General features: G+C 58.2%; 21 protein-coding genes and 1 pseudogene. 18 read left to right on the top strand and 4 right to left on the bottom strand.

Going from position 1 to position 24,528, the window contains the following annotated elements:
* Positions 1–131 precede the first annotated feature (131 nt).
* From N0B28_RS14385 to N0B28_RS14310, 15 genes and pseudogenes are all read left to right on the top strand, one after another.
* Complete coding sequence (locus N0B28_RS14385) at positions 132–743, top strand: hypothetical protein (protein ID WP_275726977.1); 612 nt, start codon at positions 132–134, stop codon at positions 741–743.
* 37 nt (positions 744–780) lie between these two features.
* Positions 781–969, top strand: a complete 189-nt coding sequence (locus tag N0B28_RS14380; protein ID WP_275726974.1) for a hypothetical protein — start codon at positions 781–783, stop codon at positions 967–969.
* A gap of 117 nt (positions 970–1,086) precedes the next feature.
* Positions 1,087–5,733 (top strand): RHS repeat-associated core domain-containing protein, encoded by a 4,647-nt coding sequence (locus N0B28_RS14375; protein ID WP_275726972.1) that lies wholly within the window; start codon positions 1,087–1,089, stop codon positions 5,731–5,733.
* Between the two features lie 8 nt (positions 5,734–5,741).
* Positions 5,742–6,359 carry a hypothetical protein gene (locus tag N0B28_RS14370; protein WP_146095004.1) on the top strand — a complete coding sequence of 206 codons (618 nt, stop codon included), beginning with the start codon at positions 5,742–5,744 and terminating at the stop codon, positions 6,357–6,359.
* 97 nt (positions 6,360–6,456) lie between these two features.
* Positions 6,457–7,341, top strand: a pseudogene (locus N0B28_RS14365) (RHS repeat-associated core domain-containing protein); the annotation flags it as partial.
* 326 nt (positions 7,342–7,667) lie between these two features.
* The gene (locus tag N0B28_RS14360; RefSeq protein WP_058540068.1) at positions 7,668–8,093 is read left to right on the top strand and encodes a hypothetical protein; all 426 of its coding nucleotides are present in this window, start codon (positions 7,668–7,670) and stop codon (positions 8,091–8,093) included.
* Positions 8,094–8,649: 556 nt separating this feature from the next.
* Positions 8,650–9,153: a hypothetical protein gene (locus tag N0B28_RS14350; protein WP_275726970.1), complete on the top strand. Its 504-nt coding sequence runs from the start codon at positions 8,650–8,652 to the stop codon at positions 9,151–9,153.
* Between the two features lie 67 nt (positions 9,154–9,220).
* Complete coding sequence (locus N0B28_RS14345) at positions 9,221–9,442, top strand: hypothetical protein (protein WP_063611984.1); 222 nt, start codon at positions 9,221–9,223, stop codon at positions 9,440–9,442.
* Between the two features lie 157 nt (positions 9,443–9,599).
* The gene (locus tag N0B28_RS14340; RefSeq protein WP_255001309.1) at positions 9,600–10,028 is read left to right on the top strand and encodes a DUF6756 family protein; all 429 of its coding nucleotides are present in this window, start codon (positions 9,600–9,602) and stop codon (positions 10,026–10,028) included.
* A gap of 997 nt (positions 10,029–11,025) precedes the next feature.
* The gene (locus N0B28_RS14335) at positions 11,026–11,643 is read left to right on the top strand and encodes a hypothetical protein (protein WP_146095006.1); all 618 of its coding nucleotides are present in this window, start codon (positions 11,026–11,028) and stop codon (positions 11,641–11,643) included.
* 452 nt (positions 11,644–12,095) lie between these two features.
* The gene (locus N0B28_RS14330) at positions 12,096–12,548 is read left to right on the top strand and encodes a hypothetical protein (RefSeq protein WP_275726964.1); all 453 of its coding nucleotides are present in this window, start codon (positions 12,096–12,098) and stop codon (positions 12,546–12,548) included.
* 316 nt (positions 12,549–12,864) lie between these two features.
* On the top strand, positions 12,865–14,907 hold the full coding sequence (locus tag N0B28_RS14325; RefSeq protein ID WP_275726961.1) for a TonB-dependent receptor: 2,043 nt from the start codon (positions 12,865–12,867) through the stop codon (positions 14,905–14,907).
* Positions 14,894–16,195, top strand: a complete 1,302-nt coding sequence (locus tag N0B28_RS14320) for an extracellular solute-binding protein (protein WP_275726958.1) — start codon at positions 14,894–14,896, stop codon at positions 16,193–16,195. Before N0B28_RS14325 ends, N0B28_RS14320 begins: the two co-directional genes overlap by 14 nt.
* Positions 16,192–17,526, top strand: coding sequence for a di-heme oxidoredictase family protein (locus tag N0B28_RS14315; protein WP_275726955.1), 1,335 nt, complete (start codon positions 16,192–16,194; stop codon positions 17,524–17,526). Before N0B28_RS14320 ends, N0B28_RS14315 begins: the two co-directional genes overlap by 4 nt.
* A gap of 86 nt (positions 17,527–17,612) precedes the next feature.
* Positions 17,613–18,182, top strand: a complete 570-nt coding sequence (locus tag N0B28_RS14310; RefSeq protein WP_275726954.1) for a DJ-1/PfpI family protein — start codon at positions 17,613–17,615, stop codon at positions 18,180–18,182.
* Between the two features lie 59 nt (positions 18,183–18,241).
* Here the strand turns inward: N0B28_RS14310 and N0B28_RS14305 are convergent, their stop codons facing one another.
* Positions 18,242–18,490 carry a hypothetical protein gene (locus tag N0B28_RS14305; RefSeq protein WP_231390615.1) on the bottom strand — a complete coding sequence of 83 codons (249 nt, stop codon included), beginning with the start codon at positions 18,488–18,490 and terminating at the stop codon, positions 18,242–18,244.
* Between the two features lie 353 nt (positions 18,491–18,843).
* Between N0B28_RS14305 and N0B28_RS14300 the strand changes: the two genes are divergently transcribed.
* Positions 18,844–20,070, top strand: coding sequence for an MFS transporter (locus tag N0B28_RS14300; RefSeq protein ID WP_043859956.1), 1,227 nt, complete (start codon positions 18,844–18,846; stop codon positions 20,068–20,070).
* A gap of 100 nt (positions 20,071–20,170) precedes the next feature.
* Here the strand turns inward: N0B28_RS14300 and N0B28_RS14295 are convergent, their stop codons facing one another.
* The 3 genes from N0B28_RS14295 to N0B28_RS14285 all read right to left on the bottom strand — a co-directional run bounded on the left by N0B28_RS14295 (position 20,171) and on the right by N0B28_RS14285 (position 22,128).
* On the bottom strand, positions 20,171–20,755 hold the full coding sequence (locus N0B28_RS14295; RefSeq protein ID WP_143516649.1) for a hypothetical protein: 585 nt from the start codon (positions 20,753–20,755) through the stop codon (positions 20,171–20,173).
* A complete protein-coding gene (locus N0B28_RS14290; protein ID WP_275726950.1) occupies positions 20,748–21,395 on the bottom strand; it encodes a hypothetical protein in 648 nt (215 codons plus the stop codon). Before N0B28_RS14290 ends, N0B28_RS14295 begins: the two co-directional genes overlap by 8 nt.
* 310 nt (positions 21,396–21,705) lie before the next feature.
* Positions 21,706–22,128, bottom strand: coding sequence for an NUDIX domain-containing protein (locus N0B28_RS14285; protein ID WP_104572328.1), 423 nt, complete (start codon positions 22,126–22,128; stop codon positions 21,706–21,708).
* A gap of 333 nt (positions 22,129–22,461) precedes the next feature.
* Here N0B28_RS14285 and N0B28_RS14280 point away from each other — a divergent pair, with 333 nt between their 5' ends.
* Both N0B28_RS14280 and N0B28_RS14275 read left to right on the top strand, forming a co-directional pair.
* Positions 22,462–23,334: a universal stress protein gene (locus N0B28_RS14280; RefSeq protein WP_043859950.1), complete on the top strand. Its 873-nt coding sequence runs from the start codon at positions 22,462–22,464 to the stop codon at positions 23,332–23,334.
* A gap of 177 nt (positions 23,335–23,511) precedes the next feature.
* Positions 23,512–24,414: a GGDEF domain-containing protein gene (locus N0B28_RS14275; protein ID WP_054916663.1), complete on the top strand. Its 903-nt coding sequence runs from the start codon at positions 23,512–23,514 to the stop codon at positions 24,412–24,414.
* Positions 24,415–24,528: the final 114 nt, after the last annotated feature.

Genomic DNA, 24,528 nt, shown 5'->3' with positions numbered 1-24,528 from the left:
CTTTTTGAGTGGAGCTGCCATCTGATGTTCGGGTGGCGCAGTAGCAGTGCTCGAGGACCGTTCGCTGGATTGCCTGCGAGCTCGCAAGGTTAGCGGGTTGGGCGCGGGGCTTCTACACGCTCTACACCTGTATGCGCACCCCCCCTGAAGCGGGAGCCGGATGCTTGTGCATTATTGCTCAGGCAGCAAGGCTGGATCCGCTCGATGCAACTGGCAAAGTTGACAGTTGTGACAAGCAAAATGACGTAGCAAGCTATCCAGGAACACAAAGCCGCGTGGCTATCCTGGGAGCATCGATCATGAGTGCAACATACTTCAACGTGCACCTCCAAAATGAAATGGAGGGTAAGATCAATTATTTCCACTACAAAAAAGTCAACGACCCCACCACGGGTACAAAATCCCCATTAACATCGCCCCAAACCATTTATGACTTCAATCTCTACTTCGGCGGAAGGTTTATAGCGACGACCGCCGACTCCTTAACTGTGCCGCCTGAAGGGCCAGAAACTCTTCGATTCAAATTAACAAATAATTCAGATTTTAAGTTCTATCTGATTGAGCTGGACTCTACCGACGTTGTCATTATGGAATGGCTCAACTCAGACAATTCTACGAAGAAAGCCCCCTTCAAGCCTCATTATACAATGAGGCCACTGTTGCCCAATGTGCCTGTGACGTTGGAGGTCCCCAACGGAAGCCACTGGTATGTGGACGTGGTGTCAGATCGGAACCGCACCTAGCCGCGCAATGAGGAGCTTGGTTTTGTAGAAAACTGAAGTGACGATAAATGCGTTCTCGAGCTGTCAGCAGTTGCCACATAAGTTCCAAACATTGGAGGTAGGCAACGCAAGTCAATGGGAAGTAGATGACTACATCGGCGGTCGCGCCAAGCAGGTAGTGTTCGTGCGCGGCTTCGACCGCCTGCCGGTGCCGGTGTATTTTCGTGGCATCTACATCTTTATGTGACACATCCCACACAACTCCAGGAAGTTTCTCCATATCTGAGAATTCCTTGCCCTCGTACCCTTTTGCCTTCATGGACCACCCAGGGCGCTTCGCCCCTGCCTAGGAAGGCTATCCCCGATGTCTGCTTCCCCCACAGCGTCCACGCCCAGCGAGCGTGAGATCCAGATTGCGATTGCGCCTCTCGAAACCCTGCTCAGTGAAGACCTCGGCGCTGCTGCCGCCTCTGTAAACCACTGGCTGCGCGAGGTCACCTACGGCCTGGTGAACCTGCAACTGCTGCGCCAGGCCGGCGAAAATGTGCCGGTGGTCTGTAATGCCCTGGCCGGTGTGGATGTACTGATCGACATCCTCACGCTGCTGGAAAGCCCGTCCCGCGACCCGCTCGACTGGGTCAGCCTGGGCATCAACCTGATCGGCGTAGTGCCGTTTCCCCCAGGCCTGGCCAAGGCGCGCATGGTGCTGCGCCCGGTGCTGCAATTGACCCGCCAGACCCTGCGCCGTCGCCCGGGGGCGAACATCGGCGCGGTGATCCTGGAGATCATCGACGGCCACCTGCATGCCAACATCCGCGGCGCCCTGGAACACTACGTACGCGAGGCGCTGGCCCAGTTGCCGGCCATGCTCGGCGAGGCCGCCGACACCGCGCGCCTGTTGTTCACCACGCTGGCCAGGACCATAGAAGCCGCTGCCCGGGGCCAACTCGACGCCGCAGCCAGCCACCAGTTGTCACGCACCCAGATGACCCAGGCGGCGCTGTACGACTCGCTGCTGAGCACTGACGCCTGGCGCCTGGCGCTGTCGGCCTTGGCCAATGCCTCCGAGGGCAACCTCAAGGCGGCCTACAACCATGTCGCCAGCCACTTCGGCGAGGCGCTGGAAAGCCTGCTGCGCCCGCTGGTGCACACGCTCGACGGGTTGGCCGCGTCGGTGCCGGATCGCCTCGAAGCCCTGGGCGCCCCTGGCATGCAAAACAGCATTGCCTGGCTGCTGAGCCGCCTGCTGGAAACCGTGCTGGCACACCCCGCCAGGCGCGGCGTTGCCACCAGCATTCGCCCCGGGGTCACCCAGCAGGCGCGGCACATACACAGTGAAGGCCCGACCGAGGTGGTCAGCCGCCAGGTCAGGGCCAAAAAGGCCCCCAATACCGACAAGAATGGTATCTGTCCCTGTACCGGCCACAGCATCGGCCATGTGCTCGGCGACGAGACCGTCGTTCATCAGGACTTCGCGTTGTCCGGCCCGTTCCCGGTGGATTGGACCCGGGTCTACAACTCGCGGCTCGACGCGCTGGATAGCGGCACCATAGGCGCACGCTGGATCACCGAGTTCACCACCTGCATCGATGTGGTCGACAAGAGGCTGGTGCTGCATGACAGCGATGGACGCAGCCACGACTTCCCGTGGCTCGAGGTCGACACCTGGCACCACGACCCCATCGAATACCTGACCCTCAAGCGCACCCGTGCACAGCAGCTGACCCTGGTGCGGGGCCAGGAGCGGTTCGAAACCTATGCCCAGGTCGGCAAGCGCTTTTACCTGACCCACATTCGCCTGCGCAGCGGTGCCGGTGCCATGCTGCATTACGAGCATCGCCACAACGGCCAGCCGGTGCTGTCCGATATCAACACCTACCAGAACGACGACCCGAGCAAGGTGCACCTGCAACTGGGCACCCTGCTGGATGAGCAGGGGCATATCCAGGGCGTGTGGCAGGTGGTCGATGGCAAGCCGCTGCGCCAACTGTGCGCCTATCACTACGACGGCGCGGGTGACCTGGTAGCGGCTCAGGATGAAAACGGTGCCGCCTGGCACTATGAGTATCAGCATCATCTGATCACCCGTTACACCGACCGCACCGGCCGTGGCCTCAACCTCGAGTGGGATGGCACAGGCCCGCACGCCAAGGCGATTCATGAATGGGCGGATGACGGCAGCTTCGAGACCCGTCTGGCGTGGGACCCGAACATCCGCCTGACCTACGTCACCGACGCCCACGGCCAGGAAACCTGGTACTACTACGACGCCCTTGGCTATACCTACCGCGTCGTACATCCCGATGGCCGCGAGCAATGGCTGTTCCGTGATGCACGCAAGAACATCATCCGCCACGTGCACCCCGACGGTAGCCAGGACCGCTACAGCTTTGATGAGCGCAGCAACCTGCTGCAGCACATCCGTCCCGACCACAGCACGCTGCATTACGCCTACGACGACCATGACCAGCTGATTAAGATCCGCGATGCCGAGGGTGGCCTTTGGCTGCGCGACTACGACGAGCGCGGCAACCTGGTAGAGACGGTCGACCCGCTGGGCAACAAGACCGAATTTGCCTACACCCCAAGCGGCCTGGTAAGTGCGATCAAGGACGCCAACGGCAACCAGAAGGCGCTGGCCTACAACGACGCCGGGCAGTTGCTCGAGTACACCGACTGCTCCGGCAAAGCCAGCCAGTGGGCCTACAACGACTTCGGCCAGCTGGTGCAGTTCGCCGACGCAGCGGGCAACTCGACCGCCTATGAGTACAAGGCCGGGCAACTGTCCAGGGTCACCCACCCCGACAACACCGAAGAGCGCTTCGAACGTGATGCCGAAGGCCGTCTGCTGGCGTACCTCGACGCGCTCGACCGCTGCACCACCTGGACCTATTCCGGCGCCGGGCTTCTGGCCGAGCGCGTCGACGCCAACGAGCACACCCTGCGCTACCGCTGGGACAAACTGGGCCGCCTGATCGGCCTGGAAAACGAAAACACCAGCCAGGCGAGCTTCGTGTACGACCCGGTCGGTCGCCTGTTGCAGGAGACCGGCTTCGATGGCCTGACCACCCGCTATCAATACGACCCGTACAGCGGTCGCCTGGCCTCGACCCAGGTCGGCCAGCGCCGCATCGACCTGCGTTTCGACCCCATGGGTCGGCTGGCCGAGCGTACCGCCAGGCTGGGTGATCAGTCCCAGACCGAGCGCTTTGCCTATGACGGCAACGGCAGGCTGATCCAGGCGATCAACGCGGCAAGCCAGCTGCAGTGGTTCCACGACGAGGCGGGCAATCTGACCCGCGAGCATCAGCATTACCTGGGGTTGCAGCAGCCGGTGGTGGCGGTGTGGACGCACGAGTACGACGTGCTCAACCAGCGCATCGCGACCGTGCGCCCCGATGGCCACACGGTCAGCTGGCTGACCTACGGCAGCGGCCACCTGCTGGGCATGAAGCTCGACCAGCACGACATGCTCAGCTACGAGCGCGATGACCTGCACCGTGAAGTGGCGCGCCGTCAGGGCAACAAGCTGATGCAGACCCAGGCCTGGGACCCGGCCGGACGGCTGCAGGAGCAACTGCTAGGCAGCCACGACGGCAAGTCCACGTTGCTCAAGCGTCAGTACCAGTACGATGGCGCCGGGCAACTCACCGACATTCACGACAGCCGACGTGGTCAGTTGGCCTACCAGTACGACCCTGTCGGTCGCCTGTTGCAGGCCACCAGTCGCCTGGGGGTGGAGACATTCGCGTTTGACCCGGCCGGTAACCTGCTGGACGAGAAGACGCAGCAGCTCAACCGCCCTCTGGACCAGGCCCCCAAACGCAACAGGTTGATGGACAACCTGCTGCGCGAATACGCCGGCACCCATTACACCTACGACGTGCGCGGCAACCTCGCCGAACGGCTGCACAACGGCGTGCGTGCGCAGTTCACCTGGGACCTGTTCGACCGGCTGCAGAGCTACAGCGACGACAAACTCAAGGTCGAGTACAGCTATGACGCCCTCGGCCGGCGATTGCACAAACACTCGGTTGCGCATTACTCGAACAAGCCGCAGGCCGGCACGGGCTGGAATCAACTTGAACGGGCCAAGCGCCAGCGTGAGCTGGACTGTGGCTTCACGCTGTTTGGCTGGGACGGCGACACACTGGCGTGGGAAAGCTCCCCGCCGCGTGATGAAGGCGATACGGGCCGTACGGTGCATTACCTGTATGAGCCGGGCAGCTTTGTGCCGGTGGCCCAGGCCCTGCGCAGGGGGCCGGTGCGGCTGCACAAGCAGCCGGACTGGAGCCAGCGCAGTTACGACTTCGACCAGGACCCGTTGTGGCAAACGCACATGCCGCCGCAGGCGTTTGATGCGATTGCGTGGTACCAGTGCGATCACCTGGGCACGCCAATGGAGCTGACCGACCACAATGGCGAGATGGCGTGGGCGGGGCAGTACAAGGCGTGGGGGGAGGTGCGTGAGGAGCGCTCGGGCTGGGCAAGGCAGGTTGGGCTAAGTAACCCAATACGGTTTCAGGGGCAGTATCACGACCGGGAGACTGGCCTGCACTACAACCGGTATCGGTACTATGATCCGGGGGTTGGGCGATTTGTTAGCAACGACCCGATTAGTTATTCGGGTGGATTAAATCTTTACCTGTATGCAGCAAACCCTGTCGAATGGACGGACCCACTCGGACTGGAGAAAGTTGTTGCTGCGAGAAGCCGTGCGCATGCGTTGAGGCTTGCACAGCAGCATGCTCAAGTTCCGAGGGTTGGTCGAGGAGGTAAGGAAATCACTACAGATATCCTTAGGGATGAGAGTAAAGGAAAAAATTATGCTTGCCTGTGCGCTAGAGGAAGTATGCTTGGGCGAAGAGGAAATGATACTTCGCTAGTTTTTGATCACCCAGATGGGCACCCTCACATGGTGGGGGAAGTATTTCCTGAGCATCATAATGGGCCGCACGTGCACGCAAGAAACAAAAAAGGCGAAACATTAGTGATTACTTATCCAGGGTGATTGGGAAAATGTTGGATATCTTGGTTCACAGGTCGAAATTCAAATATTTCAAGAAAGGAGGCAGTGATCTTATATCTTCTTTGCCAGCGAGTGATGAGGATGAGTTTGCTGCTGTTATGGCTCGTGGTACAAATGGGTTGTTGGGGTTTAACGTTAGTCCAGCGGCGCGAAGTATCCTGAAAGCGTTACTTTGCGAGTGCTATTGCCTTGATGCTCCTGACACTATTTTCCACCCAGGAGAACGGCGTGAGGGTGGAATGCCAGATTATTTTTTCAAAGATAAAGGTGGTGCGTTCAATGGTTTGTTGGTGGAGCATGAGCGTTATGTATTGAGTTTAAAAAAATATAATATCATTTCCCGGCATAAGCATATTGAAGTGCCTCTGCCTTCCATGCTGGCTGAGTTTATGAGGGATGGTGGTCGCCTCGAAAATGAACTATATAAACACTTGCTGTCTTCGTGCGAGTACTTTGGGATTTTACAGCACTCGGAAGAGCACGGGTGGGGGGCGTTTGATTTGATTTCCCATGATATAGATTATTTTCTTAACAGATTAGAACGCTTGGTGGGTGATCATGGGCGTCTAGTGTTTATCGAAAATATGCGGGATATGCCTTGTTGGTAGTGCGGTCAACGCAATATTGACCTGCGTGGCTGGCCGAACGTACGACTCACCTGACTGATTAGTCGCAGTCCGAGAGCTTGCCTACGATCGCACGGTCATGAAGCTCGACCATCACGAAATACTCAGCTACGAGTGCGATGACCTGCACCGTGAAGTGGTGCGCCATCAGGGCAACAGGCTGATGCAGACCCAGGCCCGGAACCCGGCCGGACGGTTAGCCCGATGCTGCCGGGCAACTGACCGATATCCACGATAGCCACAGTGACGACAAGCTCAAGGTCGAGTACAGCTATGACGCCCTCTGGCGGCGATTGCACAAACACTCGGTTGCGCATTATTCGAACAAGCCGCAGGCCGGCACGGGCTGGAATCAGCTTGAACGGGCCAAGCGCCAGCGTGAGCTGGACTGTGGCTTCACGCTGTTTGGCTGGGACGGCTACACACTGGCGTGGGAAAGCTCCCCGCCGCGTGATGAAGGCGATACGGGCCGCACGGTGCATTACCTGTATGAGCCGGGCAGCTTTGTGCCGGTGGCCCAAGCCCTGCGCAGGGGGCCGGTGCGGCTGCACAAGCAGCCGGACTGGAGCCAGCGCAGTTACGACTTCGACCAGGACCCGTTGTGGCACACGCACATGCAGCCGCAGGCGTTTGATGCGATTGCGTGGTACCAGTGCGATCACCTCGGCACGCCGATGGAGCTGACCGACCACAAGGGTGAGGTGGCGTGGGCGGGGCAGTACAAGGCGTGGGGGAGGTGCATGAGGAGCGGTCGGGCTGGGCAAGGCAGGTAGGGCTGAGTAACCCGCTACGGTTTCAGGGCCAGTATCACGACCGGGAGACTGGGCTGCATTACAACCAGTATCGGTACTATGATCCTGGGATTGGACGGTTTGTTAGCAAGGACCCGATTAGTTATTCGGGTGGGTTGAACCTGTACCAATACGCACTAAATCCGACGGATTGCGTTGATCCATTGGGTTTGGCGGGGCGAAAAGTAGCTAAACCTCGTATTGATCCTGGCAATCGAAAAGAAGGCTGGCAACATATTGATGAGCGGCATGTGAGTGGCACCCATCCAGGGGGCCATGGCGACCTGTTTCCTGAGGGGACAACGCAAGAACAAATTCAGACGGCATGTGAGTGTCTTGTGAAAAAGGGTAACGGAGTTTCTGATCCTAGTAGCAGAATGCAAATCTATGAGAAGCGCATAAAAATAAATGGTCGCACCGACCGGGTTCGTGGTGTATTCGACTCTCATGATGGAAATAGGACAATTACGGTTTCCCCTGTTAGAGGAGGCTAATAGTTATGGAGTTCTACATTTCGAGATCCGAGGAGGACGGTGAGCCAGAAGGATTTGACATGGGGGATATGAGGCTTTCCTCTGGCGATCAAGGTATAGACTCCAAGGAAGATTCAAGACTTCGGATGATGATATATTTGTCAATTACTTCCTTAATTGATGGCTTGGTGGAATTGAAAAACACAAGGTCTTTTGAATTTATCGGAGTTGATTCATCTTTTGCGTTATTATTTAAGATTAAAGGAGAAGTGCTTTCTGTTTTTTATCAGGGGCGTTTTTTTGCCGAAGCTAGTTATCGTGTTTTTTTAGGGGTTATTGATCGTGAAGTCGATAGGTTCCTTGCTGAAGAAGGAATTTCTATTGTCGACTCGGTTTTTGATGATATGGAGGCTTCTAGGAAAAAAATCAAATCTTCAATCAATACTAAATAGAGCGTGTGGAAGTTTCCATTAGGAGTTGGCATTTTCTAAAAGAAATGCAGCCGCCAGGTGAGCAATCCTCAATGAATATGGCGATGTAATGAAGGAGAAGCACAAAGGGCCGAAAGGATAAATCATGACAAGTACATCACGCAAAGCAATACAATTTCTCATGATGTTATTGGGTTTTTTCTCCGCCAGTAAACATTGCAATACGAGACATGGCATTGCAATGAAGACGTCGGGAGAGAGGTGCTAATCAAGTTGTAGCGCAACGAGCATCCAATAGTTAGTCGGGCGGTTGCAGTAAACGAAAAAACACCGCGTGCAACGTTGAGATAGTTATGCCCTGATGTTGATCATAGAGTTAGTCAAGTTGCGGACTGATGGCCAGTAAACGACACACTATGGGGATGGTACGTGGAAGCAGTACCGTGTGTCGGGAAAAGACCACGGAAATATTCCTAGGCCGAATATTAAATAAGCAAAAAAGAGTCCACGCCAGATGGTAGGGTTCTTATCCACCAGGGGCGTGTATTAGCACCTCTCCCACATGAGGTTCCAAAAGGTGAATGAGTCAAACCATTTCAAATCATATGATTATAAATCATTTGCGTTAGCGAATAATGATCATGTTGTGACGGGCGTTGATTATTTGTGTTCAATTTATAAGTCGCACGAGCTTGCAGGCGATTTTATTCTTTGGTTCGCTAGACTTATATGGCCGGCGTTCAAAATGCTAGATGGCAAGGTTTTTGTTGTTGAGTTGTTTGATGCCGAGCTATACCAACAACATTTAGATGTGAAAAGCACGCCTGGTAAAACTCAGTTCTGGGTGAACCTGCTAGAGATAACGGGCGTATTCGACAAGCTTTCGTTTGATCAGACCATGGAGGTTGCTGTAATAGTATCTGAAAGCTGGAACTCTAAGATTTTGAAAGAATTTGGCGCGGAGCATGCCTTGGCACGATATATATTGGCTGAAGATACGGGGGAGATATTCGTTACCATAGGGCTTTCATCCGAAGAAAATAACGAGCCTCAAGTAGATTTCAGTCTAAAACCGCACTAGGCAGGCAGGGATGATTCTGCTCGCCCGTTATGTGTAATGAGGGCAAGTTACTTACTTGCGAGTGATGATGAAGATGCCACCTCTAGGCGTAGTCGGTAAAGTTGTCAGCGGTCACGATGCGGGGTTGTATGTTAAGGTGATTTTTGATTTGGGTGATACGGACGGTTATTATGTATTAACCTCAAATAAATATGATTTCAGCGTGGGGTTTGATGACTGGATTGAGTCGAAAGAGAGTTTGATAAAGTACTTTGCAGAGTCGGGTTGGGTTGTTGATTGGTTGGGCTAAGGCGTTTATTGGGGGGCGACTAGACTCTGTTAAAAGTGCATGCATACAGCATCTGGTGTTTTGAGTGCGCTGCAATACAGCACTTTTGAGGATTTGCAAAATATGTTGTCCGGCTGGAGCTACATCCTCACCGGCCTGATAAGAAGTAGGTAAAGTTATGTGTGAGAGTGAAGAAATAAATTTGAGGTCAGAGTTGTCTGCTGCATTGGTTTCAGAGGGGCTGAGTCCTAACGAAATCGAAGATAAAGAAAGAGTTACTTCTTTGATTGAAAAGAGATTCATCTCAGGAACCCCTAGGGCTTGGTGGTTATCACTGGTCAGTAAGCCGGAAGTGTATAGCTTTCCGGACAATTCTGGCTATCAAAACTTGCTTGAAATATTTCCCGCGGGTAATGATAAAGTTTGGTTTGTGGTGGATGATGATAACAAGGAAAAATTTGTATTTTTTATTCCATTGAATAAAGTTCAGGACATTATTGAAAGTTGTCGTTTTTTTGAGTATTACGTGGTCGATGAAAATATTTCTTGGATGTTGGCTGAGAATGATCATGGTGAGATCTTGGTTTGTAGAGGGGGGAGTTTATAGTTGAGGTGTATTTATATTTAGTGGTTGAGCTTAGGAAATTTCGATCTATTTAATGAGGTCGTAACGAGAAAAATACTCAAAGCGGCACATTCTGGATATTAGCTATTACGGCGGCCTGAACCTCTATAGTTACGTCGTTAGCCCAGTCGGATGGATTGATCCTTTAGGCTTGGCCGCACACAGGGGACGTATTCAAGCACAAGGAAAAACCTTGAAGAGTCGGTGAGTTGGAACAAAGAAAATCCACTCACAGCAGAGGGCGCAAAGTTGAAAATCACAGAATTGAAAGACAAGCTAAGCAAAGAGGCATCTCAAAGTTAGGGAGGACACATTCAAACGAGCCGAAAAATTTATAGACAAAGCATGCCCATGCGGCGTTCAGGGAGACAGCAAAAAAACATTTCTGGTTAAAGGCACTGCAAGCGAGATAGTCGAAACTACATTGCTGGATAGAAAATCCGACAACTCACAAAGTTTTTGTATTTTTGGCAGCACAGATATTCTTCGTAGAATTCATGAGAAGATGTCTGAGTGGATAAATAAACAGAAATAGGGCTAGTCGGGTGGAGCATGTCGAAGGTGAAATTTCAATGAGGGCCGTAGCTGAATAACCAGCAGGGATGAAGTGAACTTGAGCAGGACATGAACCATTCGCGCTCGCTAATAATGATCATGCCGTGACGGGCATCGACTATTTGTGTTAAATCTACAAGGCGCATGAGTTTTCAGGTCAATTTTATGTTTGCCTCGATAGGCAGGATATTCTAGTTGCCGAGCTTAATTCTGAAAGCAGGGGGAAAAATTACGCATGTCTGTGCGCTAGAGGAAGTACGCTAGGACGGAAGGAAGAAGGCGCTAAGCCGCTAGTTTTTGATCACCCAGACGGGCACCCTCATATGGTAGGCGAAGGATTTCCTGCTCATCACGACGGGCCGCATGTGCACGCGAAAAACAAGAAAGGCGAAGTCATAGTATTTACTTATCCGGGGTAGCTGGGATGTTCGAAGTTTTGATTTGCAGATCGGAATTTAAGTATCTAAAAAAATACGCCAATGAGCGTATATCTTCACTACCGGCAAATGGTAATGATGAGCTTTCTGCTGTAATGGCGCGTGATCCGAATGGTAAGCTGGGGTTCGATGTGAATCAGGTAGCTGAAAGTATTTTAGATGAATTGTTAGGAGAGTGTTACTGCTTACGCGGCTCAGGCAGTGTTGATCATCCAGGAGTATTCCCCAAGGGAGGCATGCCGAATTTTTTCTTCAAAGATAAAGGTGGCGCATTTAGCAGTTTAGTTGCCTCGCATGAGCGCCATGTGCTAGCCATGAAAAAATACAGCATTCTTTCCCGCTATAGGCACACTGAAAAGCCAAAGCCTTCTGAGTTGTCACACTTCCTGCAAGATGACAGCTGGATTGAAGAACCATTGTATGAAAGTCTGCTATCTTCTTGCGCATATTTTGGGATTTCTCAATGTGCGCAAGAGCATGGCTGGGGGGCATTTTATTTGATCTCCCAAGACATGGATGGTTTCTTGACTAAGTTAGAAAACTTAGTAGGCGATGAAGGGCGCCTAGTGTTCATCGAAAATATGCGAGAAATGCCCTGTTGGTAGGGCGGCCATCGTTGTGATGAACTACGTTTTGACCCCATGGGACGGCTGGCCGGACGTACCGCCAGCCTGGGTGTCCAGCCGCAGACCGAGCGCTTTGCCTATGCCGGCAATAGCAAGCTGATCCAGGCGGTCAATGCGGCGAGCACGCTGGTGAGGTGCATGAGGAGTGGTCGGCTTGGGCGAAGCAGGTAGGACTGGGTAACCCGCTACGGTTTCAGGGGCAGTATCACAACCGTGAGACCAGGCTGCATTACAACCGGTATCGGTACTATGATCCGTGGTAAGGCGATTTAGTGGGCAGAGCCCGATTAGTTGTTCGCGTGGATTGAATATGCAATGCCGCGCCCCGGTGTTTTACATTAAAAATACGTATGCTGAGATTCAAATAGATGAAGTTACATGGGTTGTACGCAAAGATAATAAAAAAAGAAGCCTACAATGATCTGCGTTCCATGGCGGGCGCGTTCGACGATTTTGAAGAATTTCCCATCATTTCACGGGACAGCAGATTAAAAAAATTACAAAGGAAACTCGAGAAAAAAGACATCTCGGATTTTCTGTTGGGGCTTGCTGTTTTCGTATTGAATACCGTACGTGCACTCGCCCGCAGCAATCAAAGGCAGTTAGAGCTGACTGCCATCACCTTCACACGCTTCGATGCCAGCGGTGGCTCCACGTTGGTGCCCCGACTCTTCATATACCCAAGTACCGCAGCCGGCGCACTTCGCCAAACGCTTATCAAGAATCAACCTGAAACGGACTCAATGGAAATGGCCAAGGTCAAGCAGCTGTTCACGACCTGCGGCTTCGTTGAGAGCTTCGTTTTTCTAGAGAGCAGGTTCTTTGACCACGCCTGCAACGAGGAACTTGTACGTATTTATGCCATCCCTCGACAGACGATGTAGCGCGTGCCTGAGGGGTAGGGGGTTCGATGCGCTTGCCGGCACTCCGCTGACACCTTGCCGTCGAGCGCAGCTAGAAGCCCCGCTTCTGGGTTGGTCAATTCGCTATATATTTTTGTGTACAGCGTTGTAACGTCCTGTGAACAACGCTAGCATTCCTGCCGTTTGGCCCACCCGCCATCCCGCTTTCCCCCTATAGCAACCACCGGCTGATCACCTTTTGGGGAGGTCGTGACCAGAAAAACCGTCGGTCGCTATATAAAATAATACACAACGTCGTCCGGGCGCCGCCTACGTCAAGGCCGACACAGGAGCAGCAATGAAGCCGCTAACACCGCACGCCCTGATGGTTGCCGTCGCAGCCCTGGGCGCTGAATCCGCCCTCGCGGAGCAGAAAAACACCTTCACCCTCGGCGAAATCCAGATCTCCGCGCCCCAGGACGAAACCCTGTCCACCGGCGGCTCGGTCATCGACCTGAAGGACATCCGCCTGCACGACCGCGAAACCGTCGCCAGCGCGCTCACCCTGGCCCCCGGCGTCAACCTGGGCTATATCGGCGGTCGCGCCGAGCAGGTGGTGTTCGTGCGCGGCTTCGATCGCCTGCAGGTGCCGGTGTATATCGACGGCATCCCCACCTACGTGCCCTACGACGGCAACATCGACCTGGGCCGCTTCACCACCTACGACCTGTCGCGCATTCAGGTGGACAAGGGCTTTGCCTCGCTGCTGTACGGCCCCAACACCCTGGGCGGGGCGATCAACCTGGTTACCCGGCGCCCGGTGCAGGAATTCGAAGGCGAAGTGGGCGGGGGGCTTGAGCTGACCGATCACGGCAACGTGAACGCCTACCGCACCTACGCCAACGTGGGTTCCAACCAGGGCGCGTGGTGGATGCAGGGCGGGGTGTCGTATGTGGATTACGACTACACCCTGCTGCCCGACGACTTCAAACCCACCAACAACCAGCAAGGCACCGGCCGGCGCGAGAACAGCGACCACCGCGACACCAAGTTCAGCTTCAAGCTGGGCTTCACCCCCAACGAAACCGATGAATACGTGCTCGGCTACGTTCAGCAGGAGGGCAGCAAGGGCCAGCCCACCTATGCCGGCAAGCTGCCGCCGACCGGCCAGCGCGCACGCTGGTGGGAGTGGCCGCGCTCGGACAACACCAGTGTGTTCATCGCCACCAAAACCGGCTTTGGCGAGCACTTTCTGAAAACCCGCGTGTACCACGACACCTTCAAGAACTCGCTGGAAAGCTTCGCCTACCGCAACGGCGTGGTGGGTATCCTGCAGAAGGGCTTCCCGAGCAAGTACGACGACGAGAGCACCGGCTTCTCGGTGGAAGGCGACCTGGCCCTGACCGAGAACAACCGCCTGGGCATCGCCTACCACTTCAAGGATGACGTGCACCGCTCCCGCGATGGCGACAGCCCGCAAACTCACTTTCGCGACCAGACCCAGTCGATTGCCCTGGAAGATACCCTGCGCCTGAACGAGATTTTCAGCGTGGTGGGCGGCGTTTCCTACAACTACCGCAAGAGCCTGGATGCCGAAAACTACGGCACCACCGCCAGCTCGCCCAAGCAGGCCGTGCTGTACGACGAACCCACCGGCAGCAACGACGCGGTCAACGCGCAGCTCGGCCTGTTCGCCAACACCAACCCGCTGCTGGGCACCGATGACAACGGCCAACTGCGCCTCACCGTGGCGCGCAAAAGCCGCTTTGCGACCATCAAGGACCGCTACTCGACCCGCTTCGGTACGGTCATCCCCAGCCCGGACCTGAAGTCCGAACGCGCCACGCACTACGAGTTCGACTACAGCGGCCAGGTTGCCCCGCAATGGCAGCTGGATGCGGCGCTGTTCGTGGCCAATATCGAAGACTCCATCCAGAAGGTCACCGTGCCCGCGCAGGACAACTGCGCCGCGCCCTGCGGCCAGTTCCAGAACATCGCCAAGGCGCGCAACCAGGGGGTGGAGCTGGGCATCAACGGCGACCTGGGCGAGTGGGAGCTGGCAGCCAACTACACCTTCCTCGACCGCGAGAACCGCAGCGACCGCGACCTGCACCCCACCGACACCCCGCGCCACAGCCTGTTCGGCTCGGCCTCGTGGAACCTCGACGCCTGGAAGCACACCGCCAGCGTGGAGGCGGCCTCGCGTCGCTACAACACCTCCGACGCCACCCAGATGGCACCGGGCTACGCGGTGTACAACCTCAAGACCGGCTACCGCTTCAGCAACGACGTGCTGATCGAGGGCGGCGTGCGCAACCTGTTCGACCGCCTGTACGAGTACAGCGAGGGCTACCCGGAAATGGGCCGTCAATATTTCGTGCAATTCAATGTGCCGCTGTAACTGCTGGCTGGCGGGCCTGCTGCTGGCGTTCAGCGGCCTGCTGAGCGCGGCCCCGCAAAGCGTGGTGGTGATGACCAGCTACCCCGAGGAGGTGATGACGCGGGTGGAGGATGGCTTCGCCCAGGCCCACCCGGAGTATCGCCTGCAGGTCCTCTGGCGCCAGGGCTTCGATGCCTTGCCCTACCTGCTGCAAGCCAGACAGGGCGGGGTGGATGTGTACTGGGCGCCGTCGCCGGGCAACTTCACCCGGCTGGCGAAGGCGGGCAGTTGGCAGCCGCTGGGTATCAGCCTGGAGGGCCTGCCGGCGCAGATCGGCGGCCTGGCGTTGCGTGATCAAAAAAACCTGTACCAGGCGACCGAGCTGGCAGGTTACGGCTTTGCCATCAACGCCGCGTCGCTGGCCGAGCTGGGCGTGCCCACGCCCAAGGACTGGCCCGACCTGCTCGACGCCCGATTGCGCGGGCGGGTGGCGCTGCCCGACCCGGGCCGGGTCGGGTTTGCCCCGGTGCTGCTGGATATCGTGCTGCGCGCCTATGGCTGGGAGCGCGGCTGGGCCCTGTGGAGCGAACTGGCCGGGCAGGCGCGGCTGGTCACGCGCGGCGGCACGCTGGTGAGTGACGAGGTCACCAGCGGGCGGGCAGCGGTTGGCTTGTCGATTGACTTCTTCGTCGCCTCGGCCAAGGCCAACGGCGAGCCGGTGGACTTCGTGTACCCGGCCCACAGTGGGCTCAACCCGGCATTCATCGCCATTACCGCAAGCACCCAGGCGCCGGCCGGTGCCCGGGCGTTCGCACGGTACGTGTTGTCCGACGCCGGGCAAACGCTGCTGGCCGATGCCGACATTCGCAAGCTGCCGGTGCGCCCGAGCGTGTATGCGCAGCTGCCCACGCAGTACCACAACCCGTTCGTTGCCGCGGGGCACGGCGCCTATGACTACGGCAACGGCAGCTCGCGCGAACGCCTGGCGCTGATCAGTTCGCTGTTCACCCAATGGCTGGGCCTGCCCCACGAGGCGCTGAACGAACTCTGGACGCGGCTGCACGCGGCCGAAGCGGCGGGGCATGACGTAGCCGCCATACGTCAGTTGTTGACCGCGCCGCCACTGACTGCCGGGCAAGCCGAGGCCAAGCCGTTGCTGGGCCTGTTCGCGGCACGTCAGGACAAGGGCATGGCCCACGAGCCGGCAACCGACCAGGATGCACTGGGCCGCACCGAGATCACCTGGCAGTTCCAGGCCGCGCTGCAGCGGGCAGAGGCGGCGCGGTTGCTGGAGGGGCTGGGTCAGTGACCGTTGTGCGCATCGCCGGGCTGTCGATCGGTTTGCTGGTGAGCGCGCTCGCCAGCGCCGATGTCACCCACACCGCGGTCAACCGTGAAGCCTATGCCCAGCCCTTCGCCGGGCTGGACGAAGGCCAGCTGGAGCGCTTCTTTCGCGGGCGCAGCCTGTTCCGGCAGGCGTGGGTGGTCGCGCCGTCTCGCGACGAAGCGGTGGATGGGCTCGGGCCGTTGTACAACCGGGTGTCGTGCATCGCCTGCCACCCCAAGAACGGTCGTGGCCAGGCGCCGCAGCAGGGGGAGGCGATGCGCAGCCTGTTGCTGCGCCTGTCCGTGCCGGGCCGCGATGCCCACGGCGGGCCGAAGCCTCATCCTGTGTATGGCGACCAGCTCAACGACCAAGGTGTGCCCGGCGTGCCGGGGGAGGGGCGGGCCCATGTGTACTGGCAGGACCACGCGGTGCCGCTGGGCGATGGCGAAACCGTGACGCTGCGCACGCCGCGTGTCGAACTGCGCGAGCTGGCCTATGGGCCACTGGACGGGGTGTTGACCTCGGCGCGGGTGGGCTCGCCGGTATTCGGTCTCGGTTTGCTGGAGGCCATCGAGGCCAGCACGCTGCAGGCCATGGCGGCTGAAGCCAAGCCCGACGGCGTGACCGGGCGCGTCAATCAGGTATGGAGTGTGGAGCGACAGCGTGCCGAGGCGGGCCGCTTTGGCCTCAAGGCCAACCAGCCCGACCTGCGCCAACAGATCGCCCACGCCATGCTGGGCGACTTGGGCATCACCTCCACGCTGGCTCCTGAGCAGAACTGCACCCCTGCCCAACAGGCCTGCGCGCAGGCGCCCCACGGCGGCGAGCCGGAGCTGGACGCGATGCAGCTTGGTGACCTGCATTTCTACCTCGCCCACCTGGCCGTGCCTGCGCGCCGGCAGCAGGCCGAGCCTGCGGTTGTGCAGGGTAAAAAACTGTTTGCCGCGATTGGCTGTACGGCCTGTCACCGGCCCGAACTGGTCACGGGCACACACCCGCTGTACCCGGCGCTGAGCCAGCAACGGATCGCGCCGTACACCGATTTGTTGTTGCACGACATGGGCGAGGGGTTGGCCGATGGCCGTGAGGACTTTCTCGCCAATGGCCGCGAGTGGCGCACCCCTGCGCTGTGGGGGCTTGGGTTGGGTGAGCGGATCAACCCCGGCAGTGGCTACCTGCACGACGGCCGAGCGCGCACGCTGGAGGAAGCCATCGTGTGGCATGGAGGTGAAGCGCAAATGGCCCGGGAACGCTATGTAACGCTGGGGGCGAAGGAGCGGGCGGCGATTCGGGCGTTTCTTGAATCGTTGTAGGGGCCTGTGCCTGCGCAACGAAAGCGATCCTTGAAATCTGCGGGCTGCCCCTTTATGGTCTCGCGAAATAGGGAGAGTTCTGACTGATGGCACGGATAGGTTTGATACTGACACCCGGTTTTGCGGACTGGGAATATGCCTTTATTGCCGGGACCGCATCCCCGTTTTATGGAATAGACACCCGATTTTTCACCCCAGTTGCCGGGCAGCTAAGCTCGCAGGGCGGGCTGGCTGCAAGGGTCGACAGCACGCTGCAGGACTGCCTTGATTGGAAGCCGGACGTTGTAGTCGTTATTGGCGGCACGGCCTGGAAAGGCGAACAGGCACCGGATATTTCGGGCTTTCTTCGGGCAAGCCGTGCAAGTGGGGCGACCATTGCCGGTATCTGCGGGGGAACACTGGCGCTTGCGAGGGCCGGGCTTCTGAACACGGTTGCGCATACCTCGAACAGCGCGGGCTTCCTGCAACAGAACGCCGCAGGGTATGAAGGGCAAGCACACTATAGAAACAGCCCGGTAGCGGTGATTGCAGACCGCATCATTACTGCCCCAGGCCCTGCGCCCGTCAGCTTCACCTGCGCCGTGTTCGAAGGCGCCGGGCTGTCTGCAGAGGCTGTCACTCAGTTCAGGGCAATGCTGGCAGCGGAACACGGTTGACCCGCAGCGTAACTCAGCATGAGAAGGCTAGGGCATGAAGCCCTAGCCAACAGCAGCAGTCACTTTTTCTTTTTCGCAGGTTTATCTGCCTTGTCCGACTTCTTGGCCTTCTCGGGCTTGCTGTCCGATTTTTTTGCAGATTTCTTGGGTTCGGCATCTTTTTTCTTGTCTTTCTTTTCTTTCTTTTCAGAGGCTTTGGAAAGAGCCGATGCCGCAGCTGATTTCTTTGCCGATGATGACTTCTTGTCTTTCAAATCCTTGCTGGCTTTTGAAGACCCGTCTTTGCTTTTCTTCTCGTCCTTAGCCACGTTGACCACCTCTGATAGCGCTTGCCGGTATTGGCACGTTGCCTGTGGGATCATCCACATGCTGATCATTAGGCGAGTTCGCCCAGAGGCGGTTCAAATTATTTGAGGCGCTGGGCAGGGCCTTGGCGGATGTTGCGTCAGGTACCGGGGCTTGGCATGCCCGGCAAGCTGGGCCAAGCTTGCATGGGCCTGCAGCAGTTGCTCTACTACGGGCCTTTCATCGATAGCGCTGATGATTACTATCAAAGGGCCCGCCTGTCGGCGCTGCAAAACCCGCTTGTATAATCGCCTTCGATTTTTCCCCGCTTCCCGCGCCTGCTCAAGGCGTCATTTCCCCCATGGAACCCAGCACCATGCCAAGCGCAAGCCAGGCCCCTAGCGGCCTTCCCGAACACAATCAACAGAGCGTCAAACAGCAGTGGCTGGCGATTCTCTCGGTCGCGGTGGGCGCCTTTGCCCTGGTGACCAGCGAATTTCTGCCGGTGGGCGTACTCAACGATGTCGCCAGCGACCTGGGCATCAGTGCCGGTCATGCCGGCCTGATGGTGACGCTGCCCGGCATCATGGCCGCACTCGCCGCGCCCTTGCTGTCGGTGGGCATCGGCGCGATGGACCGGCGCTACCTGCTGATCGGCCTGACCCTGATCATGATCATCGCCAATGCGGTGGTGGCCTACGCCACCGACTTCAGCCTGCTGCTGTTCGGCCGTGTGCTGCTGGGGGTGAGCATCGGCGGGTTCTGGGCCACGGCCATCGCCCTCAGCGGCCGCCTGGCCCCCAAGGGTGTGGGGGTAGCCCAGGCCACCTCGATCATCATGGTGGGTGTGACCCTGGCCACCGTGCTGGGCGTGCCCGTCGGCACCTGGCTCAGCGGCCTGATGGGCTGGCGCATGACCTTCCTGGTGACCGCGCTGGTGGGTGTACCGGTGCTGCTGGCCCAGGTGTTCCTGCTGCCGCGGCTCAACCCCGACAAGGCCATTCGCATCAGTGACCTGCCGGCACTGTTCATCAATCCGCAAGCCCGGGTCGGCCTGATTGCGGTGTTGCTGATCGGCCTGGCGCACTTTGCCGCGTACACCTATGTGGCACCGTTCTTCAAGCAAAGCGCCGGCTTCGATGGGCCGACCATTGGCTCGCTGCTGTTGCTGTATGGCGTGGCCGGGGTGCTGGGGAATGTCTTCGCCGGGTTTGCCGCCAACCGCAGCGTGCGTTACACGCTGATGCTGGTGGCGCTGATGATTGCCGTCAGCACGGCGCTGTTCCCTTACTTCGCCACCGGCATGACCGGTGCGGTGATGCTGATCGCGCTGTGGGGCTTTGCCTTCGGTGCCTTTCCGGCCTGCGCCAGTATCTGGATGTTCGTGGTAGCGCCCAAGGATGTCGAGCGCGGCATGCCGCTGTTCGTGGCTTTGTTTCAGGTGATCATTGCGCTGGGGTCGTTCTTTGGCGGGCGCATCGTCGACCAGATGGGCAGCTCGGTGCTGCTGAGCCTGGCCACGGCACTGGTGGGCTGCGGGTTTGTCACGGTGCTGGTGCTGGGGCGCAAGGTCAGTAACCGAATGGCGGTTCAGCCTTGCTAGCAGCCCGGCGCATGGGCTGACGTCAATCTTGAGGGGGCCGCGTGTGCGGCCTTGCAGATCGCTGAGATTCGATAGCCCAAATCAGCACTTCATTGCTGATCTACGGCGCATAGAAACACCCGCCCAGCGGGTCAGTCCACACCAGCTCCCCGGTAGCGGGGCGGCGCATCAGGTTGTCGAGCTTGGCATCCACGTCACATTCATGGCGCTGCGCAAATTCCGCCGCCCTGGCGAGTGTGATCAACACCCCCGCCAGCGCGGGATGCTCACCGGCCAAGGCCAGGCACTGTTCAGCAAGCACGGCGTTGGCCGGCAGATCATCATTGTCGTCGAGCAACCCCGACAGCAGGCTGGCAAGTAACGGCTCGCTGGCCTCATCCACGCTTATCAACCTTTCCACTTCGGCCAGCCAGTAGAACTCGTTTTCGCTTCCCCTGAGTGAAGCGTCAGAGGGACCCACGGCGCCATAGTCGTGAATGACCTCGACGACATTACGGTTGCCCTGGGCCCACTGCCGGGCAAGAAAATTGTGGCCGCAACCTTCGAGCGTGAGGCGATAGAGCCTGGTACCGTGCTCGAACAGCATGCTGCTCGAACCCTGGCAAAGGAACGTCGCCTGGTTCAGCGGTGCGCTTGCCAGAATCGCCTGGAAGTGTTTGCCCGCCAGCACCGGTTGATCAGCCATGCCCATTCCCCCCGCTGAAGTTGCCGACCCCTGATGCTTGAACAGCCGCTTTCGAGAGCAGGCCAAGCCTGCTTCTCGGGTGATCCCTTTCCCCAAGCCAGTTGGGGATCAAGGCGCCTTGCGCCGCAAAGTGCTCGACATGCACCACGGTGATTCTGCCGTCTGTGTAGGCCACGGCGTTGATCATCTTCCATGCGCCGGGGCGGGCATGGCGCAACAGCGCGTAGGCAGACGCGACATAGTTCATCCCCGTGCCCAGGCCGAACATCACGATCAGTCGGGTCTCTTGCGGCAGGTCGCGAAGAAAGGCCGTTGTACAGTTGCTGGCCACCGACTTGCCGAACGGGCTGGCAATGAACTTGTCCAGCATCCCGCCGCCTGATCCTTTCCAGGTACCAGCCTTGCGGTCGTGGCGCTCTACGGTGCAACGGATGAGCGTTGCGAAATGAAAGCGCCCGTTGTTGTCCGCAATAAGGCGGTCCACCTGTTGCTTGAGCCTGTCAGGCGGGGCGGCGGGGATAAGGCCCACGTGGGCCAGAATCTTGCCCACATTGAGACGACTGCCCTTGTAGGCGATGTCGTCGTGAGGTGTGCTGGCAAGTGCCCCCGCCTGAGTGGGGCCCTTGGAGAAGCCCAGCACAACCACCTCTGGCGTAGTACTGCCCCATGCCAGCGGGTTTGCCGTAATACGCCACTCGCCCTCGGTGCGAGTGGCTACATCGAATGCTGGCGCACTCTCGGTGTGGCAACGCGAGCAGGAGACTCTGCCGTGACGGGGTAAGCAACTCATCAATCCTCCCAAGGTGCCGACGTTTGAAGTAGCAGGGCGCCACAAGATGGACTCGATCCGGCTATTACGCGGCAACTGCGAGCAGCGTAGTTGACGTTGTTTACTTTGCCATCAGCGTGTCTACCGCCCGTTTGTGCTCGGCCAATAGCCGACATGGCGCCTAGCCGGGCACGGGTGCTTCAGTGAGGCCAAGTCGAAGGAAGCTCAATGCATCCTTGTAGAGTGGGTGCCATGCGTCGGATGGCTCGCTATGGAGTGGATGCCAGAAAAACCTGAACGCGTGCCCTCCGTCATCCTGGGTAAAGTGAACCCAGGTGTCGGGAAGCTCGTGGGTGACGTGACACTCATGAAATGCCCACACATGCCCGGTTACCTCAGCGCGCCACACGCCAAGATTTCGTCCCACCGTGCCATTAATTCCGGCTTCCTCGAACAGTTCTCGTACAGCAGCGTCTTCACTCGGCTCACCTGGCTCCACACTTCCCTTGACCAACTGCAGGCCCGCCAACGGATGCGCGAACGCCAGAACCTCCAACGTTTCACGGCTGCGCAGCACCACCGGGCAAGCTTTATCCACTGCCATGTTGTTCTCCCCTTGGCTCATTGCTGTTGAGTGTTGAGCGCGTCGAAAGCTGAACGATGTCAGCTGCCTTCAACACTGCACGATCTTAAAGCATCCATCCGGCTCTGCCGGGTTTTTGCCTCCCTCCCAAGTTCAGGACAAACCAGGCAGCACACTGATGAACCCTGCCCACATGTTGCAGTTTGTTGCCGCAGCCAGATGCCTGGCCTTGAGGTTGACGCAAATCAAGCTGCTGCCTATGGGGTTCGGGAGACCATGGCGGCACGAAAGGAGCGGATCGACAGCAGGCCAACGCCTCGATCCGCATGTGCCACATTGCATAAGGAGCCCCACATGAGCCCGTTGAAGCACGTACTGGTTGCCACCGATTTGTCCACTTCTGCGCGCAACGCAGCAGAGCGGGCCGCACTCCTGAGCCAGGCGCAGCATGCCGCGCTGGACCTGCTCTACGTTGCCAACCCCGCGCCTTACGAGCGCCTCAAGCAGGTTGTGGTACCCGATGACAACCTGTTGAATCGCGTGCTGGAAAGTGCCGGCGAAAACCTGCGTGCAGTGGCTGCCATGCTGTTCCACCGCTACGCCATCTCCGCTGGCACACAGGTCGCGCCCGGTTCGGTGGCTACCGAAATCACCCGTGTGGTGCAAGACAAACACACCAACCTGCTGGTATGCGGGGCCAAGGGGCAGAACCTGGCGCGCCGCCTGCTGGGTTCCACCGTGCAGCGCATGCTGAGCCGCATGCACTGCCCGATGCTGGTGGTCAAACAGGCCCCGCGCGAGGCGTACCGCCGCGTGCTGGTGCCGGTTGATTTTTCGCCTTCGTCGCTGCGTGCCATCGAGCTGGCAAAAGCCGTGGCCCCGCAAGCCGAAATCATTCTGATGCACGCGTTCGAAGCGCCCTTCGAGGGCAGCATGCGCTTTGCCTACATCGACCAGGACACCCTCACGCACTACCGCAACGCCATCAAGAAGGATGCCGTGGAGCAACTTGCGGCCCTGAGCGAAGCCGCCGGCCTGCCCAATGCTCGGCAGATCATTGCACACGGCGACGCAGCCTGGCGGATCGTGGAAACCGAGCAGGAGCTGGACTGCGACCTGATCGTGGTCGGCAAGCAGGGCGAAAGCGCGCTGGAAGAGCTGCTGGTGGGCAGCGTCACCAAGCACGTGCTGAGCGAATCGCAGTGCGATGTGTTGGTGTCGATCTAGGGTCTGTACGTAGGGCAGGGGGCCGGAAACGCTTGGCACAGCACACGCGATAACGGTTCTGTCGCAAGCGCCGTGCGGCGTTGGTGGCATCCGCAAGGCCCATGTTGCGGATGATGGCGTAATGGTATTGTTGGCTACCGTTACGCCATTCATCAATCGGCACAGAAGAAGTGCTTCATGATCGACACCGCACAGATGGCCCTGATTCTTGATGCGCTGCCCGACCCTGCCTTCATTCTGTCGCGCAGTGGCAAGTACGTTGCGGTGTTTGGTGGCCGCGACGCGCGTTATTACCACGATGGGTCCGGCCTGATCGGCCTGTATATTTCAGACCTGATCAATGCCGACAAGGCGAACTGGTTTCTGGAGCAGATTGCCCGGGCACTGGCCACGGGAAACCTGCTGGTCGCCGAGTACGAGCTGAGCAACAGGGACGTAAAGGGCCTGCCCGATGAGGGCCCCAAGGACCCCATCTGGTTCGAGGGGCGCATCCAGGCCCTGAACTTCAGGGTGGACGAAGAGGAGGTCGTGCTGTGGGTCGCCAGCAATATCTCCGAACGGCACACACTGGAAGTCAGGCTCAGGGAACTGAGCGATACCGACCAGCTCACCGGTCTGTTCAACCGCAGAAAGCTCGAACATGACCTGAAACTGCACCACGAGTCCCTGACACGCTATCGCGTGCCGACGTCGGTGTTCCTGTTCGATCTGGACAACCTCAAGAAAATCAATGATACCCAGGGGCACCACGCCGGCGATCAGATCATCCAGGCGGTGGCCGAGATCTGTCGTTGCGCGCTGCGCGCAACGGATTTCGCCTGCCGCCTGGGTGGCGACGAGTTTGTGGTGGGCCTGCCCAATACCGAGCGAGAGCAGGCGCTGCAGCTTGCCGAGCGTCTGCATGAGCGCTTTCGCAAAGAGCTGAGCCGCTATTGGGCAGGCGACACGGTGGTCACCGTGAGCATTGGCGCAACGGCCATGCTGCCCGAGGACCACGCTTACGAGGACACCTTGAAACGGGCCGATCGTGCCCTGTACGTGGCCAAGAGCATGGGCAAGGACCGGATTGTGTGGCTCTGACGCCAGGGTATGGCCAATGTCAGAAAACCCTTGACCTTCCAGACGTGGCAAGTCGGATAAGTACGCGAACGTTGCTTTGCCCCCGCAAAGCAGGTCGACACTCGTGCGAAAGGC

Origin of the sequence: Pseudomonas sp. SD17-1, assembly GCF_029201585.1 — a bacterium.
Classification (GTDB): domain Bacteria; phylum Pseudomonadota; class Gammaproteobacteria; order Pseudomonadales; family Pseudomonadaceae; genus Aquipseudomonas; species Aquipseudomonas palmensis.
Note: the sequence above shows the minus strand (reverse complement) of the source record. Positions and strands in the feature narration are given on the sequence as shown.

Excerpts from the sequence above, each read along its gene's own strand:
- N0B28_RS14385 (WP_275726977.1), top strand. The coding sequence starts at position 132 with ATGCGCACCCCCCCTGAAGCGGGAGCCGGATGCTTGTGCATTATTGCT.
- N0B28_RS14375 (WP_275726972.1), top strand. The coding sequence starts at position 1,087 with ATGTCTGCTTCCCCCACAGCGTCCACGCCCAGCGAGCGTGAGATCCAG.
- N0B28_RS14370 (WP_146095004.1), top strand. The coding sequence starts at position 5,742 with ATGTTGGATATCTTGGTTCACAGGTCGAAATTCAAATATTTCAAGAAA.
- N0B28_RS14360 (WP_058540068.1), top strand. The coding sequence starts at position 7,668 with ATGGAGTTCTACATTTCGAGATCCGAGGAGGACGGTGAGCCAGAAGGA.
- N0B28_RS14345 (WP_063611984.1), top strand. The coding sequence starts at position 9,221 with ATGAAGATGCCACCTCTAGGCGTAGTCGGTAAAGTTGTCAGCGGTCAC.
- N0B28_RS14340 (WP_255001309.1), top strand. The coding sequence starts at position 9,600 with ATGTGTGAGAGTGAAGAAATAAATTTGAGGTCAGAGTTGTCTGCTGCA.
- N0B28_RS14335 (WP_146095006.1), top strand. The coding sequence starts at position 11,026 with ATGTTCGAAGTTTTGATTTGCAGATCGGAATTTAAGTATCTAAAAAAA.
- N0B28_RS14330 (WP_275726964.1), top strand. The coding sequence starts at position 12,096 with ATGGCGGGCGCGTTCGACGATTTTGAAGAATTTCCCATCATTTCACGG.
- N0B28_RS14325 (WP_275726961.1), top strand. The coding sequence starts at position 12,865 with ATGAAGCCGCTAACACCGCACGCCCTGATGGTTGCCGTCGCAGCCCTG.
- N0B28_RS14320 (WP_275726958.1), top strand. The coding sequence starts at position 14,894 with ATGTGCCGCTGTAACTGCTGGCTGGCGGGCCTGCTGCTGGCGTTCAGC.
- N0B28_RS14310 (WP_275726954.1), top strand. The coding sequence starts at position 17,613 with ATGGCACGGATAGGTTTGATACTGACACCCGGTTTTGCGGACTGGGAA.
- N0B28_RS14300 (WP_043859956.1), top strand. The coding sequence starts at position 18,844 with ATGCCAAGCGCAAGCCAGGCCCCTAGCGGCCTTCCCGAACACAATCAA.
- N0B28_RS14295 (WP_143516649.1), bottom strand. The coding sequence starts at position 20,755 with ATGGCTGATCAACCGGTGCTGGCGGGCAAACACTTCCAGGCGATTCTG.
- N0B28_RS14285 (WP_104572328.1), bottom strand. The coding sequence starts at position 22,128 with ATGGCAGTGGATAAAGCTTGCCCGGTGGTGCTGCGCAGCCGTGAAACG.
- N0B28_RS14280 (WP_043859950.1), top strand. The coding sequence starts at position 22,462 with ATGAGCCCGTTGAAGCACGTACTGGTTGCCACCGATTTGTCCACTTCT.
- N0B28_RS14275 (WP_054916663.1), top strand. The coding sequence starts at position 23,512 with ATGATCGACACCGCACAGATGGCCCTGATTCTTGATGCGCTGCCCGAC.